Source organism: Nonlabens sp. MB-3u-79, from assembly GCF_002831625.1.
Classification (GTDB): domain Bacteria; phylum Bacteroidota; class Bacteroidia; order Flavobacteriales; family Flavobacteriaceae; genus Nonlabens.
The window spans coordinates 852,079-877,112 of sequence record NZ_CP025116.1; the positions used below are offsets into that span (position 1 = coordinate 852,079).

Consider the following 25,034-nt stretch of genomic DNA (forward strand, 5'->3'; position numbering starts at 1 on the left):
CATATAAAACGTTACATAAAGTAATAAGACTTCCCAAAAATAATTCTTAAATGAATAAATCCGTTAAATTATAATCAAAATAACAGTAATATCTATTCATTATACCGAACTTTATAATCAAAATCCATTTATGAAAAACACACATACAACAAAGTACTCCATATTAATGGGGATAGCGCTCATTGTATATTTCCTAATTATCAATACCCTGGGATTTGCAACACAAAGCTATTTAAGCATCTTCAATGCGGTTATTGTCGGTGTTGGAATCTTCTATGTTATACGTGATACACACAAGAATAAGGAGGAGTTTGATTATTTTGAAGGTTTTGTATCTGGAATCAAATCTGGATTTGTAGCTACTTTAATATTTACAGTGTTCATGGCTATTTATCTTTTTGAAATAGATCTAGAATTAGCTCAAGAGTTAAAAAAACAAATTACAACCGCTGGAGATGGAGTTGAGTTTGCCTTATTGATATTTATACTTTTATCTGGATTTGCCACTTCCATAGTAACGCCATTGCTGATTTTACCTATCTATCAAAAGTCTTGGAACACCAAAGAAACAAGAGGAAGACAATAGTCACTCCACCAAGAATCTAAAATAATACCTTATAATTTGTTGATAACTTTGGTAGTTAAGCTAATAGAGGTATATTTGCAGCCCGAAATTAATCACATTAATCAACAATTATGTACGCAATCGTAGAGATAGCAGGGCAACAATTCAAGATCGAGAAAGATCAAAAGTTGTTTGTACATCGTTTACAAGAAGAAGAAGGTGCATCGATCAACATCGATAAAGTTCTTCTTTTAGGAAATGGTGACAACATCACACTCGGCGCCCCAGCTATAGAAGGAGCATTTGCTGAAGCAAAAGTTCTGGGCCACCTAAAAGGTGACAAAGTAATCGTTTTTAAGAAAAAACGTAGAAAAGGATACCGTAAGAAAAACGGACACCGCCAGTATTTAACTCAAATTCAAATTTCTACAATTTCTGCTTCTGGTGGAAAGAAATCTGAAGCTAAGAAAGCGGCTCCGGTAAAAGAGGAAAAGCCTGTTGCTAAAACTGAAGATGCTCCTAAAGCAAAAGCAGCAAACAGCGCTACAGATTTAAGCAGCAACACTGTTGCAGAGCTTAGAGAAATGGCAAAAGACAGAGGACTTGAAGGATATTCAGCATTGAAAAAAGCTGAACTTATCGAATTACTCAGTAAATAATAACCTAAAAATTAGAACAAGATGGCTCATAAGAAAGGAGTAGGTAGTTCGAAAAACGGAAGAGAATCAGAATCAAAACGCTTAGGTGTTAAAATTTTTGGTGGACAAGCTGCGATAGCAGGTAACATCTTAATCCGTCAGCGCGGTATGACTCACCATCCAGGTGAAAACGTATATGCTGGTAAGGACTTTACATTACACGCAAGAGTAGACGGACTCGTGAAGTTTACTAAGAAAAGAAACGATAGATCATATGTATCTATAGTTCCTGTAGCTGAAGCTTAAGGAATATTTCTTTTAACATATAAAACCCCAAATCGATTTTCTCGGTTTGGGGTTTTTTATTGAAATCAATTAAAAAAAATTGGAGGGATCCATACCCAAACTCACTCCTATTTATCTCTACATTAAATTGAAGAGTGTATAGAAAGATAAAAGCTTGAGGCCCTTTTTTATATAGAAAAGAAGGAATGCCAGCTATGCTCTCGAATCCTCTATTTCTGACAAGCCTGCATACATAAGGTAAGTTGTAATAGGGAGTCCATCAAATACTAGATGATTATAGAATACATTTACTTGGCTAATCCGGCCCTTCCCAATTCTACTATTAGGGAGTCACAGAAAGCACCTTCATCCAGCTCGCCAGTATTTGCTATTTGAATGGTATATACGTCAGCAAAACCCGTCTGATCAACTATAGAGGTGTCTCTTAGTGTGTTGAGACTGCTCACCAACCTAGAGATAGGCCAGTCTTTCATTTTGATGGAATCTCCTGTGATTTTAAGCCCTGCTTTACCGTAAACCCCGGCCGCATTGCCTCCTTGTATAAAGCCGTTGAGATGATCAGTAGCTACTTCCCTTTTAGAGAAATCTGTGGCACAAGAAGTGATGCATACTGCTATAAAAAGAACTGCAAAGAATTGCTTCATGGTAATGGCGTTGTTTTAGGTGGTACCAACTGTAAAGTAACGAAGATAAAGTTTCTTTATTCTAAAAAGAAATCATGAACCATTATAGCATAAAAAATCCTGATAAAATGTTTTGAGCATCTTATCAGGATTTTTATTAATTATGTTAAAACTTTATGTTCTAATACCTTTAAGACGTTTCTCAATCTTTTGCTTCTTTACAGTAAGCAACTTCATAAGATCCATTAATTCTTCGTCTTTGGTTTCTTTGTAAACTTCGTTGATGCCAAGAATAAGCTCTTTAGCTTTTCTCGAAGAATGCACTCTATCGCTTGTCGACATGTTACTCATCGATGCTCCGAGCCATTCATTTGCGTCTTTTATTATATCCATTTTTGCTTCATTTAATTTCGCTTTCGCGAAAGCGTATGTGTAAAATTCACTTACGCTTCAAAAGTTAAACTATTTTCTCGTATATCCTAACAAATAGTCTAATTTTAAGGAATTCTTAATACCTGTAATATTCTGGCTTATATGGCCCTTCTACTTTTACACCAATATAGTCAGCTTGATCTTTCTTTAATTCTGTAAGCTCTGCTCCCATTCTTTCTAAGTGAAGCGCTGCCACCTTCTCATCTAAATGTTTAGGCAACATATACACTTCATTCTCATAAGCATCTCTATTGTTCCAAAGTTCCATTTGAGCTAGCGTCTGATTGGTAAATGAATTACTCATTACAAAACTAGGGTGACCCGTTGCACAACCTAAATTAACGAGACGACCTTCAGCAAGAAGTATGATGTCTTTACCATCAATAGTATACTTGTCTACCTGTGGCTTGATCTCTACTTTAGTGTTTCCGTAGTTGTTGTTAAGGAAAGCTACATCTATCTCATTGTCAAAGTGACCGATATTACAAACGATTACTTTATCTCTCATAGACTTAAAGTGTTCCCCACGTATAATGTCTTTGTTACCAGTAGTGGTAATAACGATGTCTGCATTTCCTACTACATTCTCTAATTTCTTTACTTCAAAACCATCCATTACCGCTTGTAAAGCACAAATAGGGTCAATTTCAGTAACTGTAACTATAGATCCAGCACCTTTAAAAGAAGAAGCAGTTCCTTTTCCTACATCACCATAACCACAAACGACAACACGCTTACCAGCAAGCATGGTATCTGTAGCACGACGTACAGCATCTACAGCACTCTCGCGACAACCGTATTTGTTATCAAATTTAGATTTAGTTACAGAATCATTTACGTTAATGGCTGGCATTACCAGTGTTCCATTCTTCATACGCTCATACAGTCTGTGTACTCCCGTAGTGGTCTCTTCAGACAGCCCATTGATTCCTTTAGCTAATTCTGGAAACTGGTCAAAAACCATATTGGTTAAATCTCCCCCATCATCTAAAATCATGTTCAACTGCTTGCGATCCTCACCGAAGAAGAGCGTTTGCTCGATACACCAATTGAATTCCTCTTCATTCATACCTTTCCAAGCATAAACAGGAATTCCTGCAGCAGCTATAGCAGCAGCAGCGTGATCTTGTGTAGAGAAAATATTACAAGAAGACCAAGTAACGTCTGCTCCTAAAGCAACAAGTGTTTCAATTAATACGGCAGTTTGTATAGTCATGTGAAGACATCCAGCGATACGTGCCCCTTTAAGTGGCTGCTCTTCTTTGAATTCTTCTCTCAATGACATCAAGCCAGGCATCTCTGCTTCGGCTAATTCTATTTCTAGACGACCATACTCTGCAAGAGACATGTCTTTTACTTTATAAGGTACGTAAGGAACTGTTTTAGTGCTCATAGACTTATTATTTTGGTAAGTAAATTGCTGACTGTTTAGAAATCAACAATTTAAATGCCTTTTTTATTTATTAAATTGCGGGCGCAAACTTACGAAATACTAGCCAATTTTCATGCCAATTTTTCAAACCATTAACAACCGCGAGAACACTCAGATTTTTATCTGGAAAATCACGGAACCTGAAGCTTTTTTAAGAGCCGGCATAGTGTTGTCAGAAAACTCTGTGAATAGACTATCTACCATGAGCTCAGAATTGCACAGGCGTGGTTTTTTAAGTATCAGACACTTATTAAAAAAAGCGGGCTACAGCGATTTAGACCTCTATTATTCAGAGCATGGAAAACCTCACCTGACTGATCATAAGTATATTTCCATCACTCACAGTTTTGAGTTTACGGCTATTATTATCAGTGATGTTCCTATAGGAGTCGACATCGAGAAGCAGCGCGATAAAATAAAGCGCATCGCTCCTAAGTTTATAGGTTATGAAGAAAACTTCATTGCGTCCATAGAAGACCCCGTAAAAGAGCTTACGGTTGTTTGGGGAGCTAAGGAATCTATGTACAAACTCTACGGTCATAAAGGACTGGGTTTTAAAGCGCATTGTCTTGTAGAGCCTTTTAGCATGCAAAGCGATCAAACAGTGGCTCGCATTGTTTTTAAAGATGATCATCTAAAGTTTGACGTGTTTTTTAAAGAGGTAGAAAACTTTATGCTCGCCTACGTAATTCCTTCCCGCAATGCCTGAGTTGCTCAAAAGTATACAACAAGCAAATCGCAGTCTTGCTGTATTGATTGATCCAGAAAAAATGGAGTTGGATGCGATTGAAGCTTTCGCGAAAGCGATACCTCTAACCCTCTCTTCTTTAAAAAAAAAGTTACAGATCGACCAATTTTTCTTCTTTGTAGGTGGCAGTACGATGGAAAACACAGACATTAATCAATGGATCAAAAAACTAAAAGAGCATACTGATACCGCTGTAGTTCTATTTCCTGGCTCCCCAGAGCAACTCTCTGAAAATGCCGACGGGCTATTATTTCTAAGCCTTCTTTCTGGGCGTAATCCAGAATTTTTGATAGCGCATCAAGTAGCCGCGGCAATGCAGTTAAAAAAAACACATCTAGAGGTTATTCCAACGGGCTATCTTTTGATCGATGGCGGTAAAGAAACAGCTGTACAACGCGTTTCTAAAACAGTGCCTTTATCTCAAAATCATATTCAAAATATTGTAAATCACGCTTATGCAGCTGCGTTAATGGGAAATCAATTGATCTATCTGGAGGCTGGAAGTGGTGCTGTGAAATCTGTTGCCGCAGAGATCGTGCGTGAAGTGAGTGCTCAAATAAATGTTCCGTTAATTGTAGGCGGTGGATTGAGAACTATAGCTCAAATAGAAGCAGTTTACAATGCTGGGGCAAAAATCGTGGTAGTAGGAACGGCAATTGAAGAGAATATCAATTGGAATGGCTAGCTTTGTGACGCTATAAAAATTTAAAGAAAAATGAAAGCATCCATAGAGCTGACCATGTCGCCACTTCAAGACGATTATGAGCAACACATCATCGATTTTATAAAAACCCTACGCAATTCAGAATTTACAGTTATAGAGAATCCGCTGGCGACACAAATTTATGGGGAATTTGTACCCTTGATGGAATTTCTAACAAAGGAAATGGCTGCCAGTATGGAGAAAACTAAAGCTGTTCTGTTTTATATCAAAGTAGTAAAAACAGATCGTAGCGATTACGAGCCGTTCTTTTAATGGAGGTTGTAGCGTTTTTTTTTGGACAGTATAGCGAGTACAGCACAACGCACATACTTCTAGAAGCGACTGCTATCATAGCGAGCATCATCAGCGTGCTCTATTCTTTAAAAAATAATATTCTCGTGTTTCCTTACGGGATCATCAGCACAGGAATATTTGTTTATTTATTAAATGAATGGAACTTGTTGGGTGATATGATCATCAATATATATTATTTTGTGATGAGTGTCTATGGCTGGTATGTTTGGACCAGAAAAGATGAAAACAGTCAAGCAACTCCTATTTCCATAACAGACCGCTTAGACTGGTTAAAGTCATCAGCAATATTTATAGGCTCTGGAATGTTTGTTTACTTCGTTTATTGGAAATTTGAAAGATTTGAAAACTGGATAAGCTATCTGGATATACTAACCACGAGCATTGCTTTTGTTGGTATGTGGTTAATGGCATTACGCAAGATTGAATACTGGTTGGTTTTACTAGTGGCTAACCTGATTTCAGTACCCTTATATTTTTATAAAGGTTATGGAATGACCGGACTTTTATTTATATTTCTCTCGATCATCGCCTGGAAAGGTTATCAAGAATGGAAAAAATACCTCAACAAAAAGCCTTTAAAGGCATAAAAATCGTTCTCTATGGACCGGAGAGCACTGGTAAAAGCACCCTTGCTCGTCAGCTTACAGAACATTTTGAAACTATAAAAGTAGATGAATACGCACGTCAATACCTGCAAGAAAAGTTGGATCAAACTGGGAAGGTTTGTGACTATGCAGATTTAGTTCCCATAGCCATAGGACAAAGAAAAGCTGAAAACATTGCATCAATTACTGCAAAGAACCACCTCTTTTGCGATACCGATGCACTAGAAACCTATGTGTATTCTTTAGCCTATTTTGATAAAGCACCAGTAGAACTGGAAGAAGCTGCAAGAAAAAGCGATTATGACTTATATTTACTCCTAGATGTAGATATTCCATGGGTTGCAGACGATTTAAGGGATAGACCAAAAGACAGGAAAGAGATGTTAGGGCGTTTTGAAAAAGGACTCCTAGATTTCCAAAAAAATTATAGTAAAATTAGTGGCGCAGGAGAGGAGCGTTTCAAAAATGCCATCACCGCCATAAAAAAGCTAACAGACAAATGAAACTAACCGCCATACAAGAAAAACAACTTCAGGATAAAGGAATTTCAAAAGAAACACTTGAAAAACAACTCTATCGTTTTAAAAATGGCTTTCCAGGAGTGATTTTGAATCGTGCCGCCACCATCAATGACGGGATCGTACCTATTAAAGAATTAGACGCCGACACCTTAATATCTAGTTATGAAGCCTCTAGAGATCAACTAGATATTATCAAATTTGTTCCTGCCAGTGGTGCCGCAACTCGCATGTTTAAATTTCTACATGAGTTTCTTAATAATTTCAATCAGAACAAACAGAGCATCAATAGTTATATCAATAATAACAAGGCAAATGATCTGTTTACTTTTCTGGTAGGAAGACGTGATTTACCGTTTTATGACGAAGTCATGGAGTCCATTAAAAAGAAAAACTCAGACTGGTCCACCAAATCAAAAATAGAAAAAGAAACGATTTTTGTCGAAGAAGTGCTCACGTCTAATGGCTTTAATTATGCTTCTATGCCCAAAGGACTTGTCCCTTTTCACAAATACAAAGACCACAGCGCTACGGCCTTTGAAGAACATCTCTTTGAAGCATCTGCCTACGCTTCCAGTAATGGAAAAGCCAAATTGCATTTTACGATTGCACCTGCTTTTGAAGATGCCTTTGCGGCAGAGTTTGATCAGATTAAAAAAAATATCGAAGAAAAGACCAAAACAAAATATGACATCACTTTTTCTTATCAATCACCAGCGACAGACACCCTAGCTGTAGATTTGAAGGATAATCCTATCGTTATTGAAGATGGCACTTTATTCTTCCGCCCGGCGGGACATGGAGCGCTGATCAACAATCTCAACCAGCTGGATGCAGATCTTATTTTCATCAAAAACATTGATAATGTAACGATCTCCAGTTTGAAACAAGAAACCTCCCATTACAAGAAACTTCTCGCGGGATACCTTTTACGCTTAAGAACTCAGGCTTTTGAATACTTACACATTTTAGAGAATAATGGTGTTCCAGATTCCACAAGGGAAGAAATTGAAAAGTTCGTGACGAATCAGTTATCTGCTGTGCTGCCTAAAGACTATTACAAATACAAAACCAATTACCAGCTTGAGCATCTTTACCATCAGCTAGACAGACCCTTACGTGTTTGTGGTATGGTGAAGAATGAGGGAGAGGCTGGCGGCGGCCCTTTCTGGGTGAACAATCAGCGTGGTGAGTTGTCTGTGGAGATCGTGGAAACAGCGCAAATGAACAAAAACGATCAACGACAGAAAAAAATTGCCAAAGAAGCCACTCACTTCAATCCTGTAGATCTTATTTGTAACGTACGCAATCATAAGGGAGAAAAATATGACCTGACTGAATACTGCGATGCGGATACCGGCTTTATCACTTACAAATCCCGACATGGTAAAGAAATCAAAGCTCAAGAGCTTCCCGGTTTGTGGAATGGAGGTATGGCTTATTGGAATACCATTTTTGTAGAAGTGCCTCTCATTACTTTTAATCCAGTAAAAACAGTGACCGATTTATTAAAATCAGCACATCAACTGGACTAATGAATATAGAACTATTACATAAAGAAGTTATTTATAAGGCTGTTACCAGCAGTGGTCCAGGCGGGCAACACGTTAATAAAGTTGCCACAAAAATCCAATTGTATTTTGATGTTTTGAATAGTCTCGCTTTCGCGAAAGCGGAACACGAAAGAATCCTCACCGCATTATCAAAACAACTCACCACAGAAGGAGTCCTGCAACTCAACTGCCAAGAATCTAGAAGTCAAGCAAAAAATAAAGAACTAGCGTTTAAAAAACTGCTTGCAACACTTTCTAAGGCAAGCTTTGTACCTAAAGTACGCAAAAAAAGAATCGTTCCCAAAGCTATAAAACGCAAACGGCTCAACGATAAGAAAAAACACGGCGAAAAAAAGAAAGATCGCAATTTTAAACATCAATAACATATAAAAAATAAAACGCATAACCTCATTAACCTCAAATCCTTTCCACATGAAATACTACGCCTACCTCATTCTATCCCTTATTTTGATTTCCTGTAATCAAAAACCAGAAGTTGCCTCAACAGAGACAGGCGATTCTAAAACAACTGAATTACAAGAAACAAGAACCAGCGAATTTGCCATAGTTATTCATGGAGGGGCTGGAACCATAAAAAAAGAGAACATGACTCCAGAGTTAGAAATTCAATACAATGAAAAGCTATCTGAAGCCATAAAAGCAGGACATGAGATTCTTAAAAATGGTGGCGATGCTATGGATGCGGTAGAAGCAAGCATAAGAATTATGGAAGACTCTCCTTTATTCAATTCAGGTAAAGGCGCTGTATTTACCCATGATGGGGTCAACTCGTTAGACGCTAGTTTTATGGATGGAAAGACCTTAAACGCTGGCGCCGTTGCTGGAGTAACCACCGTAAAAAACCCAATTTCTCTTGCCAGAAAAGTAATGACCGATTCAGAACATGTTTTACTGAGTGGCACAGGAGCAGACGAGTTTGCAAAATCACTTAGCTACGACAACATTGAAATAGTAGAAAACAGCTACTTTTTTACAGAGAATAGATACCAATCATTGCAGCGAGTTCTTGCAAAAGAAAAGGAAAATGATCAAAAAACAGCACTTTTAAAACTGGAAGATCCCTTTATTAAAGACTCTAAATACGGGACTGTAGGTTGCGTTGCTCTAGATAAAAATGGAAATATCGCTGCAGGAACCAGCACTGGAGGTATGACCAATAAAAAATACGGCCGTATAGGTGATTCTCCTATCATAGGTAGCGGTACATATGCCAACAACAACACCTGTGGAGTATCCAGTACTGGACATGGCGAGTATTTTATAAGAGCACAAGTCGCTTATGACATTAGTGCTTTAATGGAATATGGAGGTAAAACACTTAAAGAAGCTACAGAAGAAGTGATCCAAAAAAAGCTAGTCAATCTAGGTGGAACCGGAGGAATCGTTGCTTTAGATCATTTGGGTAATATATCTATGGAATTTAATACAGCAGGAATGTATCGCGCCATGATGGATGATCAAGGAACACTGACGGTCGGTATGTATAAGTAGTAGATGAGAAATGAGAAATGAGAAATTTTAAAAAATCTGAATTCTTACACAAGAAAAAGCCGCATAAATTCGGCTAACCAAATAGAACGCCACAGGCGACGCAATAAATTACTAGCAGCAGACTTTAGTCTGCTCATTCTAAATTGAAATAAAATACCAATGAAAATCATCTCCTACAACGTAAACGGCATCAGAGCTGCCATGAAAAAAGACTTTATAACCTGGCTTACTGCGGCAAATCCTGATGTACTTTGTTTACAAGAAATAAAAGCACAGGAAGATCAAATAGACACAGAAGCTTTTACTGCTGCTGGATATAAGTACCAGTACTATTACAGCGCGCAGAAAAAAGGCTATTCTGGAACAGCCATTATCTCTAAGATACAACCAGATCATGTAGAATATGGCACTGGTATAGAAACTATGGATCATGAAGGAAGAAATATCAGAGCAGATTTTGGCAATATATCTGTCATGAGCATGTACTTGCCTAGCGGAACTAATGATGCGAGATTGAGCTTCAAATTTGAATATATGGAGCAATTTCTAGCGTATTCTAAAGAACTGATACAAGAACGTCCTAATTTGTTGATCTGTGGCGACTATAACATCTGTCATCAAGCTATTGATATTCACGATCCAATACGTTTAAAAAATACATCTGGTTTCTTACCAGAAGAGCGCGAGTGGATGGATCGATTTGTGGAAAGTGGTTTTATAGATACGTTTAGAATCTTTAACGATCAGCCAGATCAATATTCTTGGTGGAGTTATAGAGGTGGTTCTCGAGCAAGAAATAAAGGCTGGAGATTGGATTACCACATGGTAAACGACAGTTTGCAGGATCGTGTTAAAAGATCTGTAATCCTAAGTGAGGCAATACATAGTGATCACTGTCCAGTAATGGTCGAGATTGATTAATTCTGATAGAAAGACATCTCGATAGTTCTAGCAGAACCCAGATAAATTTGGAAAAGACTATATAGAATAATACGGTTTTTTCAAGGCAAATTTTCTATGAAGCCAAGACAAGTTGCTTAATTATTAGTTATATATCACGCAAAGCCTTCTAGCACCACAACAAATTCCCCTCTAGGTTTTTTATGCTCAAAATGAGCAATCGCTTCTGTTAGCGTACCTCTAAAATGTTCTTCGTACAGCTTAGTAATCTCGCGAGAAATAGAAATCTGTCGCTCTTCTCCGTAGTGCAATTTGAAGTCGGCTAAGGTTCTTAATAGTTTGTGAGGTGATTCATAGAAAACGATAGTTCTAGTTTCTTCTTTTAAAAATTCAAGACGTTTTTGCCTTCCTTTTTTTACCGGTAGAAATCCTTCAAAAACAAATTTATCGCAAGGCATTCCAGAGACGGTAAGTGCAGGAACAAAAGCCGTAGCGCCTGGTAAGGATTGTACTTCTATTCCATTCTCTATGAGTTTTCGAGTCAGTAAAAACCCAGGGTCGCTTATTCCTGGGGAGCCGGCATCTGTGATCAATGCCATGGTTTCTCCAGATTTGATACGGCTCACAATGTTATCACTTATTTTATGCTCATTGTGCATATGATAAGAAAGCATTTGTGTGGTAACGCCATAATGCTGCAATAACTTACCACTTGTTCTCGTATCCTCAGCAAGAATGAGGTCTACCTCTTTCAATATTTCTACGCCTCTATAAGTCATGTCTTTTAAATTACCGATAGGTGTAGGAACAAGGTAGAGTTTCATGTGTGTCATTTAGTGTACAAAGATAGAAAAGTTAGAGTGGAAGAAGGTACTTTAAAAGACCCTCTTAATACCTCTAAAACAGAAATCCATCAAGCATTTAAGCCTGATGGATTTAAACCAAATAAACATCCCTAACTATTTCTTTGGTTGAAATTCAAAATTAAAGGAGATATGTGGTTTTTAAAATACCCTATAAAGGGTATATTTAGAAGAAGAGCTCACGGGTTTAACTTTCTTTTTTTGAAATAAAACAGAAAGTTATAAGCAACTTGATTCCTCATGAAAGCAGAATAAAACAGAGATGTTATGGCTTGAACAGCTTTCTATAAGTATCTTTGCCCTATGAGCAGAGACGAGCAATTAAAAGACAGATGGATGCGCACCGTAGCATTTTTTCAATCACGTTTTGCAGACGGAGATGAAATGGATCTTGATGCGATTCTATTTATAATAGGTGTACAAGAATTAGGGCAATTGCATCGCAAATTCAAAAAAGATGAAAAATTACAGCTCATGCATATAGCTATATGTCGAGTGTTAGAACCTTATGGTTACTATGAATTCTCTCACTACGATGATGATAAATGGCCTCATTATATTGTAAAAGAAAAATTACCTTCACTTAAAGCTGGAGAACAATCTTTGTTGATGAAAGAAGCAATAGTAGGTTATATGATGGCTAGTGAGGTAATCGATTAAACCTTCTTCTTCTCTCTGGTCACTAATACCACTGCAAAAATAATTACCCCAGTAGCAACAACTTGCCAGATATTAAAAAGCTCCCCGTCTAAAACCCCCCATGTCAATCCTATCACGGGCATTAAATAAGTAACTGAGCTAGCAAATACTGGAGAAGTCATTTGCACTAACTTGTTGAACATAACCTTAGCCGCAACAGTTCCAAAAATACACAAGGTAATAATATACATAAAGCTCTCTTGTACTGCTGAACTTTCAAAATCAATGGAAGCGCCATCGGCACTAAAAAAAACGATGGTTGCCAGAGGTACTATAAAGACAAAATTACCCGTAGCAATAGCGAGAGGTTTGATGTTTTGAAGGTATCTTTTTATAATGTTTACATTACTGGCATAACAGGCACAAGCGATGAGTATCAATCCTGCAAAAAGATAGTTTTGCTCTGGATGACTTTCCATACCCGCCAAAACTAAGCCTACAGCTCCTGCAAGGCCTATAATAACTCCAATCAATTGGTTACGCGAGAAAGAAATACCGAAAATAATCGCTCCCATAATTAATGTTATTAATGGAACAGTAGAATTAAGGATGGCACTTATAGCGCTATCGATTTCAGTTTGCGCGTATGCAAATAAAAAGGCGGGAAAAAAGGTGCCTAGCAATCCGGAAAGCGCCAGCCACGGCCAGTCCTTTCTTCGTGTGGCAGCAAATGATTTCCAACCTATAGAAATAAGAATAGCTCCGGAGATCATGGTACGTAAGGCCCCTAATTGCAAAGGGTGCAATACCAACTCCCCATTTTCTTCTCCCAATGCTTTCTTGATTAAGATAAAAGAGGAACCCCAAATCAAGCTTAGAATGACAAGGTATAGGTACTTTAATTTAGCGTTATCCATAGAATTTTAAAGCTGCAAAGGTCTACTATTTAAACATAAAAAAAGCTCAAGATTTAATTCTTGAGCTTTTTTAAGATTATTAATTCTTTATGAATTGATTCCGTTACTGAATAGTAGTAAGCGTTCCTTCGTATGAACCACTAATAGTATCACCACTTGCTATTGTACATTCTACTAAAATGGTATACTCAGTACCGTCTTTAGTTAATACTACACTACCGCCAGTTGCTTGAACACCAGTTCCTGTCATTGCAGTCGCATCAAAATCAACAACAACTACCGCATTCACAAGAGAAAATGCAGTTCTCGTCGTTGAAAAGTTGTAGGTTCCATTAGAAAGAGCAGCCATGTTATCAGAGTTCAGATCTAAATAAAGTACCTGACCACTACCAGTAAACGCAGCATTTGTACTGTCATAATTGATTCCACTACTTACTAAAGTAACATCAAAGTCATAAGATCCATTACCATTATCTCCATAATCTTCTAAGAATCCTTTTGATAGTGTATACGTGTTACCATCGTAAGTAACTTCATTTGCAATTGTAACTGCTGGAATATTATCATCGTCACTGGAACAAGATGTTGTAACTGTTCCTAATACAGCAATAAAAATAATCGAGAGTAATTTAAATTTTTTCATTTTGGTTATAGTTTTAGTTTTGGGTTGAGCCAAAAGTAGACATTAAATTATATCTAACATATTGTTCTTTAACTTTCCTTATAGATAATTTATAACAGCAAAACTAATAGCTTTTTCCTATATATAAAACACCCTTTAATAGGCGTTTTATTCCTTCCACCTCAGAGTTTCCATCATTTTAACCATATCACCTTTTACATAGTCTACCGCTGGTAGAATGGAATCGTAATTAGGTTGTGTGTAAAAATATAAGGAAGCGGTAAGAAAATGTTTGGTACTGTCCGTTACATAAAATTGAGCGTTAGAAGCCGCATCACCTTCTATTTCATACATCATCCCATAGGTCTTGTTAAGTTTGTTAACAAAGGGAAAATCTGCAATAACATCTGCTTTTTGATTGTGCTCATAGGATAGTTTTTGTCCGTCGATGAGCAATTGTCTGAGGTTGTTTTGTACAGGTCTATAATTGAGATATACCGTTGCATCCATATCAGGATATTCAATCTTCATAGAACAATCGCTTTTAGACAGTACTCGTGCTAATTCATTTACTTCAAAAGAAAAGGGACAATTCATATCATCTGAATTCACATAATTCCCTTTTGGAAAATCAAGTGCCAACTGGCCGCTAGGCTTGGGCAATACTTTTTTATCATTACAACTGGAAATCCCAATGAATAGTAACAATACAAATAGAATTCTTAAGCTAGTGTACATTTTATTTGTTTAATGCGTTTTTTATCCATGACTTCTACTAAAAAGGTCATGTTGTGAAAAGGTACTTGATCTAATTTTCTAGGAAAGTGACCGGTTTGCTCTAGTAAAAATCCTGCAAGGGTCTCCGATTCTCCTTTACCATTCTCAAATACTGCGATATCTTCTTCCTCTAAATCTAAAACTCTGTAGAAATCTTTTAATTGCGTTTTACCTTCAAAAACGTAATTCTTATCGTCCAGCTTTGAGTAAATCAGATCTTCCTCATCAAACTCATCACTGATATCTCCAACAATCTCTTCTATAATATCTTCTAATGAAATAAGACCGCTTGTGCCTCCATATTCATCCACCACTATAGCGATGTGCTTTTTCTTCTCTTGAAATTCTTGTAAAAGATCATCTAACTTTTTATTTTCTGGAACGAAGTAGGCTTCTCTAAGCAACTTTCTCCATTCATAATTTTTACGATCTATATAAGGCAGCAGGTCTTTTACATACAAGACTCCAGTAATCTGATCTATGCTTTCCTTATAACAAGGTATGCGCGAGTAACCATGCTCAATAACTTGAGGTATGATGTCTTTAAAAGGCAGGCTTTCATCTAGAGCAAACACATCGGTACGATTGCGCATCACGTTTTTTGTATGCGTATTACCAAAGCTTACAATCCCCTGAAGCAATTGTTGTTCTTCATCTGTAGTATCGTTCCCGTCAGTAAGTTCTAATGCCTGTGATAGTTGAGAAACTGTTATATTAGACTTCTTACCTCCTAAACGGTCTTGTATTTGTAAAGTAACATAACGCATTGGTAAGCTGATAAAACTAAATATTTTGTCGAGCACATTAAGAGGTATCGCCATAAAACTGGCAAATCCCTTTGGGTTGCGGTTAGCGTAAACCTTTGGGAAAATCTCGCCAAAAAGTAAAATCAAAAAGGTCACCACTACAACTTCAATAACAAACCTTATATCCAAATCAAACTGAAAGCCAAAGTCGATGGCAATAGGTTTCACATTTTCCAACCAAGTATCGCTGAGGATTCCAAATATCAATACTGAGGTGATGTTAATCGCGTTATTTGCAATTAATATAGTTGCCAGGAGTTTTTTAGGCCTGTCAAGGAGTTTATTGATAATCCTACGTCTAGGAAAGTCTTCGCTTTCATCATCTAATTCTGTGTTAGAAAGACTAAAAAAAGCCACTTCAGCGCCGCTTATCAGGGCGCTACAAATAAGTAGTAAAATAAAAACTATTAAATACATCAATTGATCTCCGCTGGAAATCATTGAAACGCTAAGAAAATGCGGTGAGTCAATATCCAATTAGTGCGAATTAATTCTTTTTAAGTTAAAATGGTAAATCATCGTCTTCATTTACACTACTGCTCTCCGGTTGTGGCTCGCTGTAAGAATTTGTCGGTGTTTCTTTTTTCTCTGGATCTGTAGATGCTTGTTGAGATTTTTGCGTTTGCTGAGCAGGAGCAGTTTGTTGAGGTCCACTAGGTGTCGAGGCTTCGTTTTTAGGAGTTAAAAAGGTAAACTCTTGCACTTGGATTTCTGTTGTGTAACGTTGCTGCCCATCTTCTCCAGTCCACTGTCTGTTTTTAATACGCCCTTCTATATATACTTTATCTCCTTTTTTTAAATACTTTTCACAAACTTCAGCAGCTTTGTTTCTCACGACACAATTATGCCATTCTGTATTAGAAACGCGTTCTCCTGTGCTGCGATTTACATATTCTTCGTTAGTAGCAAGAGGAAACCTCCCTATGCAATTACCCCCTTCAAAATATTTCATCTTTACTTCATCTCCTGTGTGACCTATTAGAATCACTTTATTAACGGTACCTGCCATAATGAGTTTGTATTGAATTTATAAAAATAATCTTTTGTATGGTGTTTAAAAAAGTCGTCAAAGATATGAAAAACGCCTACATCGCTAGATCGTTAGCTGCTCTAATTTACAAAATACTTTTAGTTTTTTTGCCAGAATTCTTTCATAAATCTATCCATTAAGACATGAACCGGCTTTTCAAATGCTTCTTCAACAAGAACCGCAGTTTCTAGTTCTTCTTCCACCTTTACGATCCAGAAATAAGCGTGAATCTTTCTATGAGATAATTTATGGATAATGGGCTGTTGGTTGTATACGCTTTCGCGAAAGCGAGACTTCCCTACAACACCTTTAAACACATCATGTTCTGTAACCTCATTTGATAACAGAGCCCCATTTGCCTCAATATAAGGGAACTCAAATAATCCTGCCCAAATACTACTGTTATCGCGCTGGTTCATAATTGTTTTTCCCGAAGGAGTTTGTACCACCACGTAATGATGAAAAAGACTTTTGACTTTGGCTTTCTTCAATTTTACAGGCAACTCTCCTATTCTATCTTCTTGAAAAGCCACACATTCCTTTTTAAATGGACAAGTACTGCAATCTGGATTTTTGGGAGTGCATTGAAGTGCCCCAAACTCCATAATCGCTTGATTATGTGTTGCAGGATCTTTTTGATTGATTAATTTAATGGCAAGTTCCTTGAACTCTTTTACCCCAGCAGGAACATTTATAGGTATAGAAATCCCATACAGACGGGATAACACTCTATAAACATTACCGTCCACTACAGGAACCACTTCTTTAAAGGCAAAACTAGCAATTGCTGCTGCTGTATAATCTCCAACCCCTTTAAGTCGTAATAAATCCTTATAATTGTCTGGAAACTTAAGGTCGTCCTCCACTATTTGTAGAGCAGCTGCTTGTAAGTTTCTAGCCCTGGAATAATAGCCCAATCCTTGCCATAACTTCAGTACTTCATCTTGGGGCGCAGCAGCGAGTTTCTCTACTGTTGGGTAGGTTTTAACAAAAATTTGATAGTAAGGTAGGCCTTGCTGAACCCTTGTTTGCTGCAAAATCACCTCACTTAACCATATAAAGTAAGGATTTTCTGTTTCTCTCCAAGGAAGTGTTCTTTTGTTAACCACATACCAATCAATAAGTTGCACGGAAAAGTTCATAAAATGAGTTCAATTTCAGGTTGCAATATATATCTTCTTAAATTTTAATTGGTTAAGGATTTCATATCTAGTTTTTTAGGGTATATTTGCACGCTATTTAAATTTAACCCTAATTAAATTAAATCTAAAATGACTAAAGCAGATATCGTATCTAAAATTTCAGACAAGCTGGGAATGGAGAAGACTGATGTGCAGGCTACTGTTGAATCTTTCATGAATGAAGTGAAAGACTCTCTTGAAACTGGAGAAAACGTATATTTACGTGGTTTCGGTAGCTTTATTGTTAAGACAAGAGCTGAAAAGACTGGTCGTAACATTTCTAAGAACACCACTATTAAAATTCCTGCTCACAACATACCAGCATTTAAACCTGCTAAAGTATTTGTAGACGGAGTAAAATTAAACGTAAAAGTTAAGTAAAAAATATAAGAGATATGCCAAGCGGTAAAAAAAGAAAAAGACATAAGGTTGCAACGCACAAACGTAAAAAACGTCGTCGTGCAAATCGTCACAAGAAGAAAAAGTAGTCTTAGACTACTTTTTGTATTTTAGTAGTTCTTTGAAATAGGGTTGCATTTGACAACTCGTTTATTGTATAAGCAGTGAATTGCTTGTACTATATAATTATAAACATACTTTACTATTTCTAATCGTTAGAAAAAGTGAGGTTATAAATATTACAGGAATTATGGATAAAGAAATTATTATCCGTTCCAGTGCTACAAAAATCGATTATGCGCTTACTAAAAGTGGTAGACTAGTCGAGTTACATAAAGATGAAGAAAAAACTAAGTTTGCGGTAAGTGACATATTCATTGCAAAGTCACGCAAGGTTCTTTCTGGCCTCAACGCTACGTTTGTAGATGTAGGCTATGAAAAAGATGGGTTTTTACACTATCACGACCTAGGTATTAAATACCTTACCCAACTTAAATTTACCAAACAAGTTTTAAGCGGTAGACGCAAAAACTTTGCACTTAAAGATATCAAATTTGAAAAAGATATAGAAAAACATGGTGCTATTGAAGATGCAGTATCGCCTACACAACCTATACTTGTTCAAGTAGTTAAAGAACCAATATCTACTAAAGGACCTCGCCTAAGTGCCGAGCTTTCTTTACCAGGTAGGTATGTTGTTCTCGTTCCTTTTTCTGACCGCATATCTATATCTCAAAAGATAGAAGATCGTGAAGAAAAAAGTAGACTAAAAAGACTTGTAAAAAGCATTAAACCCGAAGGATTTGGCGTTATTGTACGCACAGTTGCTAAAGGTAAACTCGTAGCAGAGCTGGACCAAGATTTACAAAATCTTGTTGAAAAGTGGGAAACCATGTGTAGTAAAATACACAAGGCGCAATTCCCAACAAAGGTTATGACTGAAGTAAGTCGTACCAATTCCCTTATGAGAGATGTTTTTAATGATACGTACACTTCCATTGTCGTTGATGATGAAGAGGTGTTTCAAGAAATTAAAAACTATTTGAAAACTATTGCCCCACATAAAGAGTCTATTGTAAAATACCACAATCCGAGAACATCCGTTTTCGAAAAATTTGGTATTGAAAGACAAATAAAAACATCATTTGGACGTACTGTATCTATGAGTAAAGGTGCTTACCTTGTTATAGAACATACAGAAGCCATGCATGTTATAGATGTCAACTCTGGAAATAGATCTAATAAAGCCGACAGTCAGGAAGACACCGCACTTGAGACCAACATGATCTCTGCAACTGAGATTGCACGCCAGTTAAGGCTTAGAGATATGGGTGGAATTATTGTGGTCGATTTTATCGACATGCGCAAAGCAGAGAATCGCAAGAAACTCTACGAGCACATGAGAGATGAGATGGCAGATGACCGCGCAAAACACAAGATTCTTCCACCTAGTAAATTTGGTTTGATCCAGATTACAAGACAACGTGTGAGACAAGAAGTAAATATCAAAACTCGTGAGGAAAATCCTGACGGAAAAAATGGAGAAGAAATACAAGCTCCAATTCTCGTCATTCAGGAAATTACCGAAACATTAGAACGACACCTTAAAGCTGGTGTAAAAAAGATAACGCTCAATGCGCATCCATTTATCGCCGCTTTTATTACAAAGGGATATCCTTCTATACGATCTAAGTGGTTCATGAATCACAAAAAATGGGTCAAGGTAGTACCTAGAGATGCCTATACTTATCTAGAATACAATTTCAAAGATAAAGACGGCAACGATCTTACTTAAAAACACAAAACGCCTACAGGCTTTGATCTGTAGGCGTTTTTTTTGTGGGGTGTTTTAAGGTTTTCGCTTTTGTGAAAGTACTGTCGTTAAATATAGCGTTGATAGAATTTCTCTATTGATTATCCACCTTTACTTGAGAAAGGGAGAACGCAGGAATTAGCCATAATAATAGTATTAGTTTTTTCATCATTGTTGGTTTTTTAAATTTTATCTAGTGAAAAATGAATCAAACCTTCCGTTTGTTATTTGGTATATTTGATTATCGTCTGGATTTAAGACCTGAAACTCAAAAGTTCCTGAAACTATTTGATTTGTTTGATCAAACTTTGTAATGCTTAGGGTTCCAATATTATTATCAGTTGTATACAAAGTTGTACTCAAATTATTATCGGAAAGGCGAATGAAGGAATAAATTTTATTTTCCCCAAAATCTCCAAGTATGAAATCTGATTCACTAATTGACATTTTGGTTGATTCTAAAATTATAGATCGTAAAGTGCCAGATTCTCGATTTGAACCAACAACAAAAAAATACTCTCCATCAATTAATTGATATTGAGCATTAACGCCACCAAAAGCAAAAAATGGCTCTCCATTAACAAGGCATCCAAAAGTCCCTGCGCCAGTTTGTGTAATGGGTGGTAGACAATCTATTCCTTGGCAGTCTGCGCTGTCATCGTCGTTTTTATCACAAGAAGTAGTGGTGTTTAAAACGCATAGCGATAATGCAAGAGAGCCAACCCTTGATCCCTTCCAGCGGAAGGGAAAAGACGAGATACTATCTTGTACTGAATTAGGAATGATATTTTTCATGATATAAAGATTAAGATAATATATCTAGTAGATCTAAAATTAGGGTAAGGGTTGCGTTAAGTTAGGGAAAAGGTTGTCATAATTATTTTTGCCGTAGCTAAAAAGTATCTTTTTATAAATATATTGAGATAGTTATAGCAGATCCCGTATAAATTTGGGAACGGCTTTTTCCATAAGTTATAATTTTTACAGCCAAATTTTACGGGATGACAAGTGAGGTAATAAAATGTAAGTTTCTCAATCTTTTCTAAAATAATTAAATAGCCTCTTTAATTGCGAGTACCTTTGCAAAAAAAAATTGCGCTTTATGGACCCTAAAACACCATCCCAATCATTTACTACGGTGACCGATATGGTATTGCCTAGTGAGACCAATCCATTGAATAATTTGTTTGGTGGTGAGCTGTTGGCTCGTATGGATCGTGCCGCGAGTATTGCGGCTAGACGCCATTCCAGGCGTATCGTAGTTACTGCTTCTGTAAATCACGTAGCCTTTAATAGAATGGTTCCTCTAGGAAGTGTGGTGACTATAGAAGCACAAGTCACAAGGGCATTTAAGAGCTCCATGGAAGTTTATATGGACGTCTGGGTAGAAGATCGTGAAAGCGGCGAGCGCACCAAGGCAAACGAAGCCATCTACACCTTTGTAGCGGTAGACGATACCGGAAGACCTATTCAAATCGCTCCTATCACACCAGAAACCGAAATAGAAAAACAACGTTACGACGCGGCCTTGAGACGCAAACAATTGAGTCTTGTTCTTGCAGGAAAAATGAAAGCAAAAGACGCCACAGAATTGAAAGCCTTGTTTGAATGATCATCTATCAAGGTGCCGCTTCGCATATTTATAGCACTTAAAGTACTGTGCGTATTAAAGAGCAGGTTAGGCTAGTTACAGACGCAAAGATGATAGTATAGTTGGTCCAACATAGATAAAAATTAAACAACTAATCGTGTTGCTCTACTATTGTTAACCAACCTATTTTCTTGCAATCCACTGCGCTGGATCAACGGTTTCTGTGTCTTGCATTAAGACAAATTTGAGTTCTGTCTCACCAGAGTTAGATGTGAATATTTCACCTATAATATCTTTGGTCCTCACCGTATCACCAGTTTCTACGCTTACTAATTTTAAGTTATCATAAATAGAAGTGTAATTTCCATGTCGTATATGTACCGCTAAAATGCCGTATTTACTCTTGGTAATACGAATGACTTTACCTTCAAAAATAGAGCGTACTTTGGCGCCTTCAGGGCTTTGCATTCTCAATCCATTAGAATCTATGGTAAGGGATCGCACTACAGGATGTGGTTGTTTACCATAACGCCTGGAAACAAAACCTTCTTCTACTGGCCATGGCAATTTTCCTTTATTGCTTATAAAATTATTAGCGAGTAGCTTAGCTTCTGGAGTAAGAAAAAATTTATTGGCAACAGCCCCTGTTTTTCCTTTATTGGAAGCTTTAATATCTGCAGCAATTAAAGCTCTTAATTCGCTATCTATTTTATTGCGTTCTCTTGATTTCTCCTTGATGTCAGCCGCGTATTTCTTTTCATTTGCCTTAACGACGGCCAGTAAGTCTACTTGCTCTACTTTATCTGTCTTAAGAGCTGCTCGTTGTCTTTGATTGAGATCCAACACACGACTTTTTTCCTTTTTCTCACTTTCCAGTTCTTCGTTCTTATCAGCTATTGCCGTTGACTTTAACAAAATCTCATCGGCTTGCTTTTTACGATAGTTAGCATAAGACTGAAGGTATTGCACTCTTTTATAAGCCTGTAAGAAATCTTCAGAACTCAGTAAAAACATCAAGCGACTTTGATCATTTTTAGATTTATAAGCTTTTACAATCATTTCGGCATATTCTGCTTTCAATGCTTTAATCTCCACTTCCAGTTTCTTGATTTGAACAAGGTTAGCTTTGATGTTTCTGGTAAGCGTATTGGCCTGTTTATTAGTAATATTAATGATCTCTTGAGTACGAGAGATTTTTTTATCAATGGTTTCCACAAGCAAAACCATCGTTTTTTCTTCTTTCCTAACGTTCTTCAACAATCTGTCAAACTGATTGATTTCATTTTGAATTTCGGCTTTGCGTTCTTCTAGAGCGGCTTTTTCTGATTGCGCTTTCGCGAAAGCGAAACACAACAAAAACAACATTAAAATATAAATATGCTTTTTCATCTACAATTTGAATGGGCTATAGCCTGAAGGCATGTTAAACGGAAAGGTCATCTCTTGATCAAAGTCCACACTCTTTAATTCCATATCTACTTTAGATACCCGGTCGCCTTGAAGGGCATCGATTTTAATTTCTGTTGGAATGATTCTTCCATCCACGATTTGATACTCTGGATAATTTACCTTTAAAAAACTACCTTCAGAAGGTTTAGAAATGGATTGTTCAGAGATTTTAAAATCTGTTGGGCGCAAATTAAACATCTTAGTAATCACTGCTACCTGCTGGAACTGATATTCGTTATTTACAATGGTAAAATCCTTGTTTTCCAAAGGTTCTACCGACTGTCCCAACAGTAAATCTTCTAACTGCTGAAAGCTAATTTCTTCACCTAAAAAGTCACTTATTAAACTAAAGTCCCCATCAAAAGCTCTTTTATTTAGTTTTTCGTAAAACTGAACTCGATCTGGAGTGATGTAAACCTTAGCGGCCGTAATCCCAAAAAGCCCAGCGCTCATCCAGATTTGCTTGCCCTTTTCCATACGCAAATTTACCGTAAAGGATCGGGTGGTTATAGAATTGTCATAGCTCACAGAAAGCCGCGAATTCATAGTTTTAAAATCAGTGCGTGCCGCTTCGTGGGCTTTTACCACTTTAGACTTTTTGGCCGTTGCCGTTGCGTTATTTGCTGCTCGTTGTGTGCTAGCGCAACCTGCAAGCAATAAAAACAAGGCTATAGGGAGGTACTTCAAGTATTTCATTAGGTTTTTTTAGACAGCATTTCAACTTTAGAACGCATATTTGCCGCTTTAGTTGTATCGTTTTTTTGATCGTAACTCCATGCGAGTTGCTGGTACATATCGCTTTCTAGCTTGGGCTCGTCAAGTAAAAAACTCAATCCAGTTTCCAACTGACTGATAGCTATATCTGGCTCATTAAGATGGTTATGCGCGACGCCACTTAACAAATAAAGCAAGGCTTGTGCAGGGAAAACTTCCAATGCTCGGTTGGTGACTTCTACCGTCTTCTTATAGTCTTTAATGTCGATACTTAGAAGAGCTACTTTTTTAATTAAATCGTAGTTCTTATCGTCCAGCTCCAGTCCTTTTTCATAAAATGATACCGCTCTTGCAGCGTCTTTTCGCTTCAAGTAATAGTCTCCTAAAGCACTAAAAGCTTTTACATCTTCTACTTGATCTGCAAAATCATCTATCGCATTTTGAATCTCTTCATCCTCCAAGTCTGCTCCACCAGACTGTATGAAATCATTGAGCACATTGATTTTAGTCTCTATGTCAAACTGCACCGACTCAAAGACCTTTTGCATGCTTTTGATTCCCTTTTGTGTTTTACCATTTTCCAGATAAATCTTGTAAAGCGCCAGTTGTGCTTTATCACTTTCGGGCAGGTTTCTTTCCAGAGCCTCTGCCACTTCTTGAACCTTCTCCGTGTTGTTTTTCTTACTATAAAGGTAGATCAAGTTGACATAAGCTTTCTCGTCTTTAGGATTTGAAGCAATCGCTCTTTCTAAATCTTCAATGTTAGCGTCTCTGGCTTCATTTGTATCTAATCTCCCTTGTATCTGTACTTTTAACTGAGTGCGCCGTTCCTCTTTCCCTAGACGGCTATCGAGCTTATTGATGATGGCCAGTGCTTCCTCATTTTTGCTCGCTCTCGCATACTGATAGGGCAATAACTCCTCGTAATTCTCATTGATTTTTACAAGCTTTTCTAAAGTTTTTAAGGAGTTATCGTACTGCTTTTGCTTGTCATAGACATCGTATAAGGTCTCCAGTAGCCATTCTGTTTCACCTGCTATTTCTATGGCACGAATTATTTTCTGTTCCGCTTTCGCGAAAGCATCACTCATCAAATAGTTCTTACCCAACTCAAATTGCACCGCACCTGATTCTGGCTCCATCTTCTCACAGGCCTCCAAATATTGAATCGCCTGATCGTGATTGCCTATTGCCTTTGCCGCTAGGGCATTGAAAAAATTATCTTTAAAAGCATCAGACACATCTCCTAAGTCATCTACATTTACCTCATCAGAAAAAACTTCTTCCTGAGCAAAAATAAAATTGCCCAAGAAAAGTATCGCGATAAATGAATATGTTTTAAATGACTTGTTCATGTGTGGTTCTTTTCAAAAGTTATACCAA

The 25,034-nt window shown here is 37.2% G+C and carries 30 protein-coding genes; 16 read left to right on the forward strand and 14 right to left on the reverse strand.

The features are described 5' to 3' along the window. Positions 1 to 130: 130 nt before the first annotated feature. From CW736_RS03825 to rpmA, 3 genes are all read left to right on the forward strand, one after another. A complete protein-coding gene (locus CW736_RS03825; protein ID WP_232735415.1) occupies positions 131 to 586 on the forward strand; it encodes a DUF4199 domain-containing protein in 456 nt (151 codons plus the stop codon). A gap of 110 nt (positions 587 to 696) precedes the next feature. Beyond that, positions 697 to 1,224, forward strand: a complete 528-nt coding sequence (gene rplU, locus CW736_RS03830; protein ID WP_101012643.1) for a 50S ribosomal protein L21 — start codon at positions 697 to 699, stop codon at positions 1,222 to 1,224. A 21-nt stretch (positions 1,225 to 1,245) separates the two neighbouring features. Next, positions 1,246 to 1,509 carry a 50S ribosomal protein L27 gene (rpmA, locus tag CW736_RS03835; RefSeq protein WP_101012644.1) on the forward strand — a complete coding sequence of 88 codons (264 nt, stop codon included), beginning with the start codon at positions 1,246 to 1,248 and terminating at the stop codon, positions 1,507 to 1,509. Between the two features lie 287 nt (positions 1,510 to 1,796). Here the strand turns inward: rpmA and CW736_RS03840 are convergent, their stop codons facing one another. The 3 genes from CW736_RS03840 to ahcY form a co-directional block, all read right to left on the reverse strand. Next, on the reverse strand, positions 1,797 to 2,153 hold the full coding sequence (locus tag CW736_RS03840) for a hypothetical protein (protein WP_101012645.1): 357 nt from the start codon (positions 2,151 to 2,153) through the stop codon (positions 1,797 to 1,799). 153 nt (positions 2,154 to 2,306) lie between these two features. Beyond that, a complete protein-coding gene (locus CW736_RS03845; RefSeq protein ID WP_101012646.1) occupies positions 2,307 to 2,525 on the reverse strand; it encodes a hypothetical protein in 219 nt (72 codons plus the stop codon). A 115-nt stretch (positions 2,526 to 2,640) separates the two neighbouring features. Then, a complete protein-coding gene (gene ahcY / locus CW736_RS03850) occupies positions 2,641 to 3,957 on the reverse strand; it encodes an adenosylhomocysteinase (protein WP_101012647.1) in 1,317 nt (438 codons plus the stop codon). Between the two features lie 112 nt (positions 3,958 to 4,069). On the opposite strand from ahcY, the gene CW736_RS03855 reads away from it, so the two are divergent. The 9 genes from CW736_RS03855 to CW736_RS03895 all read left to right on the forward strand — a co-directional run bounded on the left by CW736_RS03855 (position 4,070) and on the right by CW736_RS03895 (position 10,871). Continuing rightward, on the forward strand, positions 4,070 to 4,705 hold the full coding sequence (locus CW736_RS03855; RefSeq protein WP_101012648.1) for a 4'-phosphopantetheinyl transferase family protein: 636 nt from the start codon (positions 4,070 to 4,072) through the stop codon (positions 4,703 to 4,705). After that, complete coding sequence (locus tag CW736_RS03860) at positions 4,698 to 5,429, forward strand: geranylgeranylglyceryl/heptaprenylglyceryl phosphate synthase (RefSeq protein ID WP_101012649.1); 732 nt, start codon at positions 4,698 to 4,700, stop codon at positions 5,427 to 5,429. The genes CW736_RS03855 and CW736_RS03860 overlap by 8 nt, the downstream gene beginning before the upstream one ends. A gap of 30 nt (positions 5,430 to 5,459) precedes the next feature. Further along, positions 5,460 to 5,720 carry a hypothetical protein gene (locus CW736_RS03865; RefSeq protein WP_101012650.1) on the forward strand — a complete coding sequence of 87 codons (261 nt, stop codon included), beginning with the start codon at positions 5,460 to 5,462 and terminating at the stop codon, positions 5,718 to 5,720. Then, positions 5,720 to 6,349 (forward strand): nicotinamide riboside transporter PnuC, encoded by a 630-nt coding sequence (gene pnuC / locus CW736_RS03870; RefSeq protein WP_101012651.1) that lies wholly within the window; start codon positions 5,720 to 5,722, stop codon positions 6,347 to 6,349. The genes CW736_RS03865 and pnuC overlap by 1 nt, the downstream gene beginning before the upstream one ends. Continuing rightward, positions 6,310 to 6,870, forward strand: a complete 561-nt coding sequence (locus tag CW736_RS03875; RefSeq protein ID WP_101012652.1) for an AAA family ATPase — start codon at positions 6,310 to 6,312, stop codon at positions 6,868 to 6,870. The genes pnuC and CW736_RS03875 overlap by 40 nt, the downstream gene beginning before the upstream one ends. Next, positions 6,867 to 8,420 carry a DUF4301 family protein gene (locus CW736_RS03880; protein ID WP_101012653.1) on the forward strand — a complete coding sequence of 518 codons (1,554 nt, stop codon included), beginning with the start codon at positions 6,867 to 6,869 and terminating at the stop codon, positions 8,418 to 8,420. The genes CW736_RS03875 and CW736_RS03880 overlap by 4 nt, the downstream gene beginning before the upstream one ends. Next, positions 8,420 to 8,821: an alternative ribosome rescue aminoacyl-tRNA hydrolase ArfB gene (arfB, locus tag CW736_RS03885; protein WP_101012654.1), complete on the forward strand. Its 402-nt coding sequence runs from the start codon at positions 8,420 to 8,422 to the stop codon at positions 8,819 to 8,821. The genes CW736_RS03880 and arfB overlap by 1 nt, the downstream gene beginning before the upstream one ends. A 49-nt stretch (positions 8,822 to 8,870) precedes the next feature. Then, on the forward strand, positions 8,871 to 9,950 hold the full coding sequence (locus tag CW736_RS03890) for an isoaspartyl peptidase/L-asparaginase family protein (RefSeq protein ID WP_101012655.1): 1,080 nt from the start codon (positions 8,871 to 8,873) through the stop codon (positions 9,948 to 9,950). Between the two features lie 159 nt (positions 9,951 to 10,109). Further along, complete coding sequence (locus tag CW736_RS03895) at positions 10,110 to 10,871, forward strand: exodeoxyribonuclease III (protein ID WP_101012656.1); 762 nt, start codon at positions 10,110 to 10,112, stop codon at positions 10,869 to 10,871. 134 nt (positions 10,872 to 11,005) lie between these two features. On the opposite strand, the gene rsmI is transcribed toward CW736_RS03895, so the two are convergent. Next, positions 11,006 to 11,674, reverse strand: coding sequence for a 16S rRNA (cytidine(1402)-2'-O)-methyltransferase (gene rsmI, locus CW736_RS03900; RefSeq protein WP_101012657.1), 669 nt, complete (start codon positions 11,672 to 11,674; stop codon positions 11,006 to 11,008). A gap of 342 nt (positions 11,675 to 12,016) precedes the next feature. Here rsmI and CW736_RS03905 point away from each other — a divergent pair, with 342 nt between their 5' ends. After that, a complete protein-coding gene (locus CW736_RS03905) occupies positions 12,017 to 12,373 on the forward strand; it encodes a hypothetical protein (RefSeq protein WP_101012658.1) in 357 nt (118 codons plus the stop codon). On the opposite strand, the gene CW736_RS03910 is transcribed toward CW736_RS03905, so the two are convergent. The 6 genes from CW736_RS03910 to mutY form a co-directional block, all read right to left on the reverse strand. Continuing rightward, positions 12,370 to 13,269, reverse strand: a complete 900-nt coding sequence (locus tag CW736_RS03910) for a DMT family transporter (RefSeq protein WP_101012659.1) — start codon at positions 13,267 to 13,269, stop codon at positions 12,370 to 12,372. The two genes, CW736_RS03905 and CW736_RS03910, sit on opposite strands and share 4 nt — an antisense overlap. Positions 13,270 to 13,372: 103 nt before the next feature. Further along, positions 13,373 to 13,912 carry a hypothetical protein gene (locus CW736_RS03915; protein WP_101012660.1) on the reverse strand — a complete coding sequence of 180 codons (540 nt, stop codon included), beginning with the start codon at positions 13,910 to 13,912 and terminating at the stop codon, positions 13,373 to 13,375. Positions 13,913 to 14,059: 147 nt separating this feature from the next. Next, positions 14,060 to 14,629, reverse strand: a complete 570-nt coding sequence (gene gldD, locus CW736_RS03920) for a gliding motility lipoprotein GldD (RefSeq protein ID WP_101012661.1) — start codon at positions 14,627 to 14,629, stop codon at positions 14,060 to 14,062. After that, the gene (locus tag CW736_RS03925) at positions 14,614 to 15,915 is read right to left on the reverse strand and encodes a gliding motility-associated protein GldE (protein ID WP_101012662.1); all 1,302 of its coding nucleotides are present in this window, start codon (positions 15,913 to 15,915) and stop codon (positions 14,614 to 14,616) included. Before CW736_RS03925 ends, gldD begins: the two co-directional genes overlap by 16 nt. Before the next feature lie 61 nt (positions 15,916 to 15,976). Then, positions 15,977 to 16,483: a single-stranded DNA-binding protein gene (locus CW736_RS03930; protein WP_101012663.1), complete on the reverse strand. Its 507-nt coding sequence runs from the start codon at positions 16,481 to 16,483 to the stop codon at positions 15,977 to 15,979. Between the two features lie 119 nt (positions 16,484 to 16,602). Beyond that, positions 16,603 to 17,646, reverse strand: a complete 1,044-nt coding sequence (mutY, locus tag CW736_RS03935; protein ID WP_101012664.1) for an A/G-specific adenine glycosylase — start codon at positions 17,644 to 17,646, stop codon at positions 16,603 to 16,605. Positions 17,647 to 17,775: 129 nt separating this feature from the next. Between mutY and CW736_RS03940 the strand changes: the two genes are divergently transcribed. Both CW736_RS03940 and CW736_RS03945 read left to right on the forward strand, forming a co-directional pair. Continuing rightward, positions 17,776 to 18,066, forward strand: coding sequence for an HU family DNA-binding protein (locus tag CW736_RS03940; RefSeq protein WP_101012665.1), 291 nt, complete (start codon positions 17,776 to 17,778; stop codon positions 18,064 to 18,066). 268 nt (positions 18,067 to 18,334) lie between these two features. Continuing rightward, positions 18,335 to 19,879, forward strand: a complete 1,545-nt coding sequence (locus CW736_RS03945) for a ribonuclease E/G (protein WP_101012666.1) — start codon at positions 18,335 to 18,337, stop codon at positions 19,877 to 19,879. Between the two features lie 207 nt (positions 19,880 to 20,086). On the opposite strand, the gene CW736_RS03950 is transcribed toward CW736_RS03945, so the two are convergent. Further along, positions 20,087 to 20,692, reverse strand: a complete 606-nt coding sequence (locus CW736_RS03950; protein WP_101012667.1) for a DUF6252 family protein — start codon at positions 20,690 to 20,692, stop codon at positions 20,087 to 20,089. A gap of 307 nt (positions 20,693 to 20,999) precedes the next feature. Here CW736_RS03950 and CW736_RS03955 point away from each other — a divergent pair, with 307 nt between their 5' ends. Beyond that, positions 21,000 to 21,509, forward strand: coding sequence for an acyl-CoA thioesterase (locus tag CW736_RS03955; protein ID WP_101012668.1), 510 nt, complete (start codon positions 21,000 to 21,002; stop codon positions 21,507 to 21,509). Positions 21,510 to 21,671: 162 nt separating this feature from the next. Here CW736_RS03955 and CW736_RS03960 read toward each other — a convergent pair whose 3' ends face one another. Genes CW736_RS03960 through CW736_RS03970 form a run of 3 tightly spaced genes read right to left on the reverse strand, consistent with a single transcriptional unit; the run spans position 21,672 to position 25,006 of the window. Continuing rightward, the gene (locus tag CW736_RS03960) at positions 21,672 to 22,877 is read right to left on the reverse strand and encodes a murein hydrolase activator EnvC family protein (protein ID WP_101012669.1); all 1,206 of its coding nucleotides are present in this window, start codon (positions 22,875 to 22,877) and stop codon (positions 21,672 to 21,674) included. Next, a complete protein-coding gene (locus tag CW736_RS03965) occupies positions 22,878 to 23,633 on the reverse strand; it encodes a DUF4292 domain-containing protein (RefSeq protein WP_101012670.1) in 756 nt (251 codons plus the stop codon). Beyond that, positions 23,633 to 25,006: a tetratricopeptide repeat protein gene (locus CW736_RS03970; RefSeq protein WP_101012671.1), complete on the reverse strand. Its 1,374-nt coding sequence runs from the start codon at positions 25,004 to 25,006 to the stop codon at positions 23,633 to 23,635. Before CW736_RS03970 ends, CW736_RS03965 begins: the two co-directional genes overlap by 1 nt. Positions 25,007 to 25,034 lie beyond the last annotated feature (28 nt).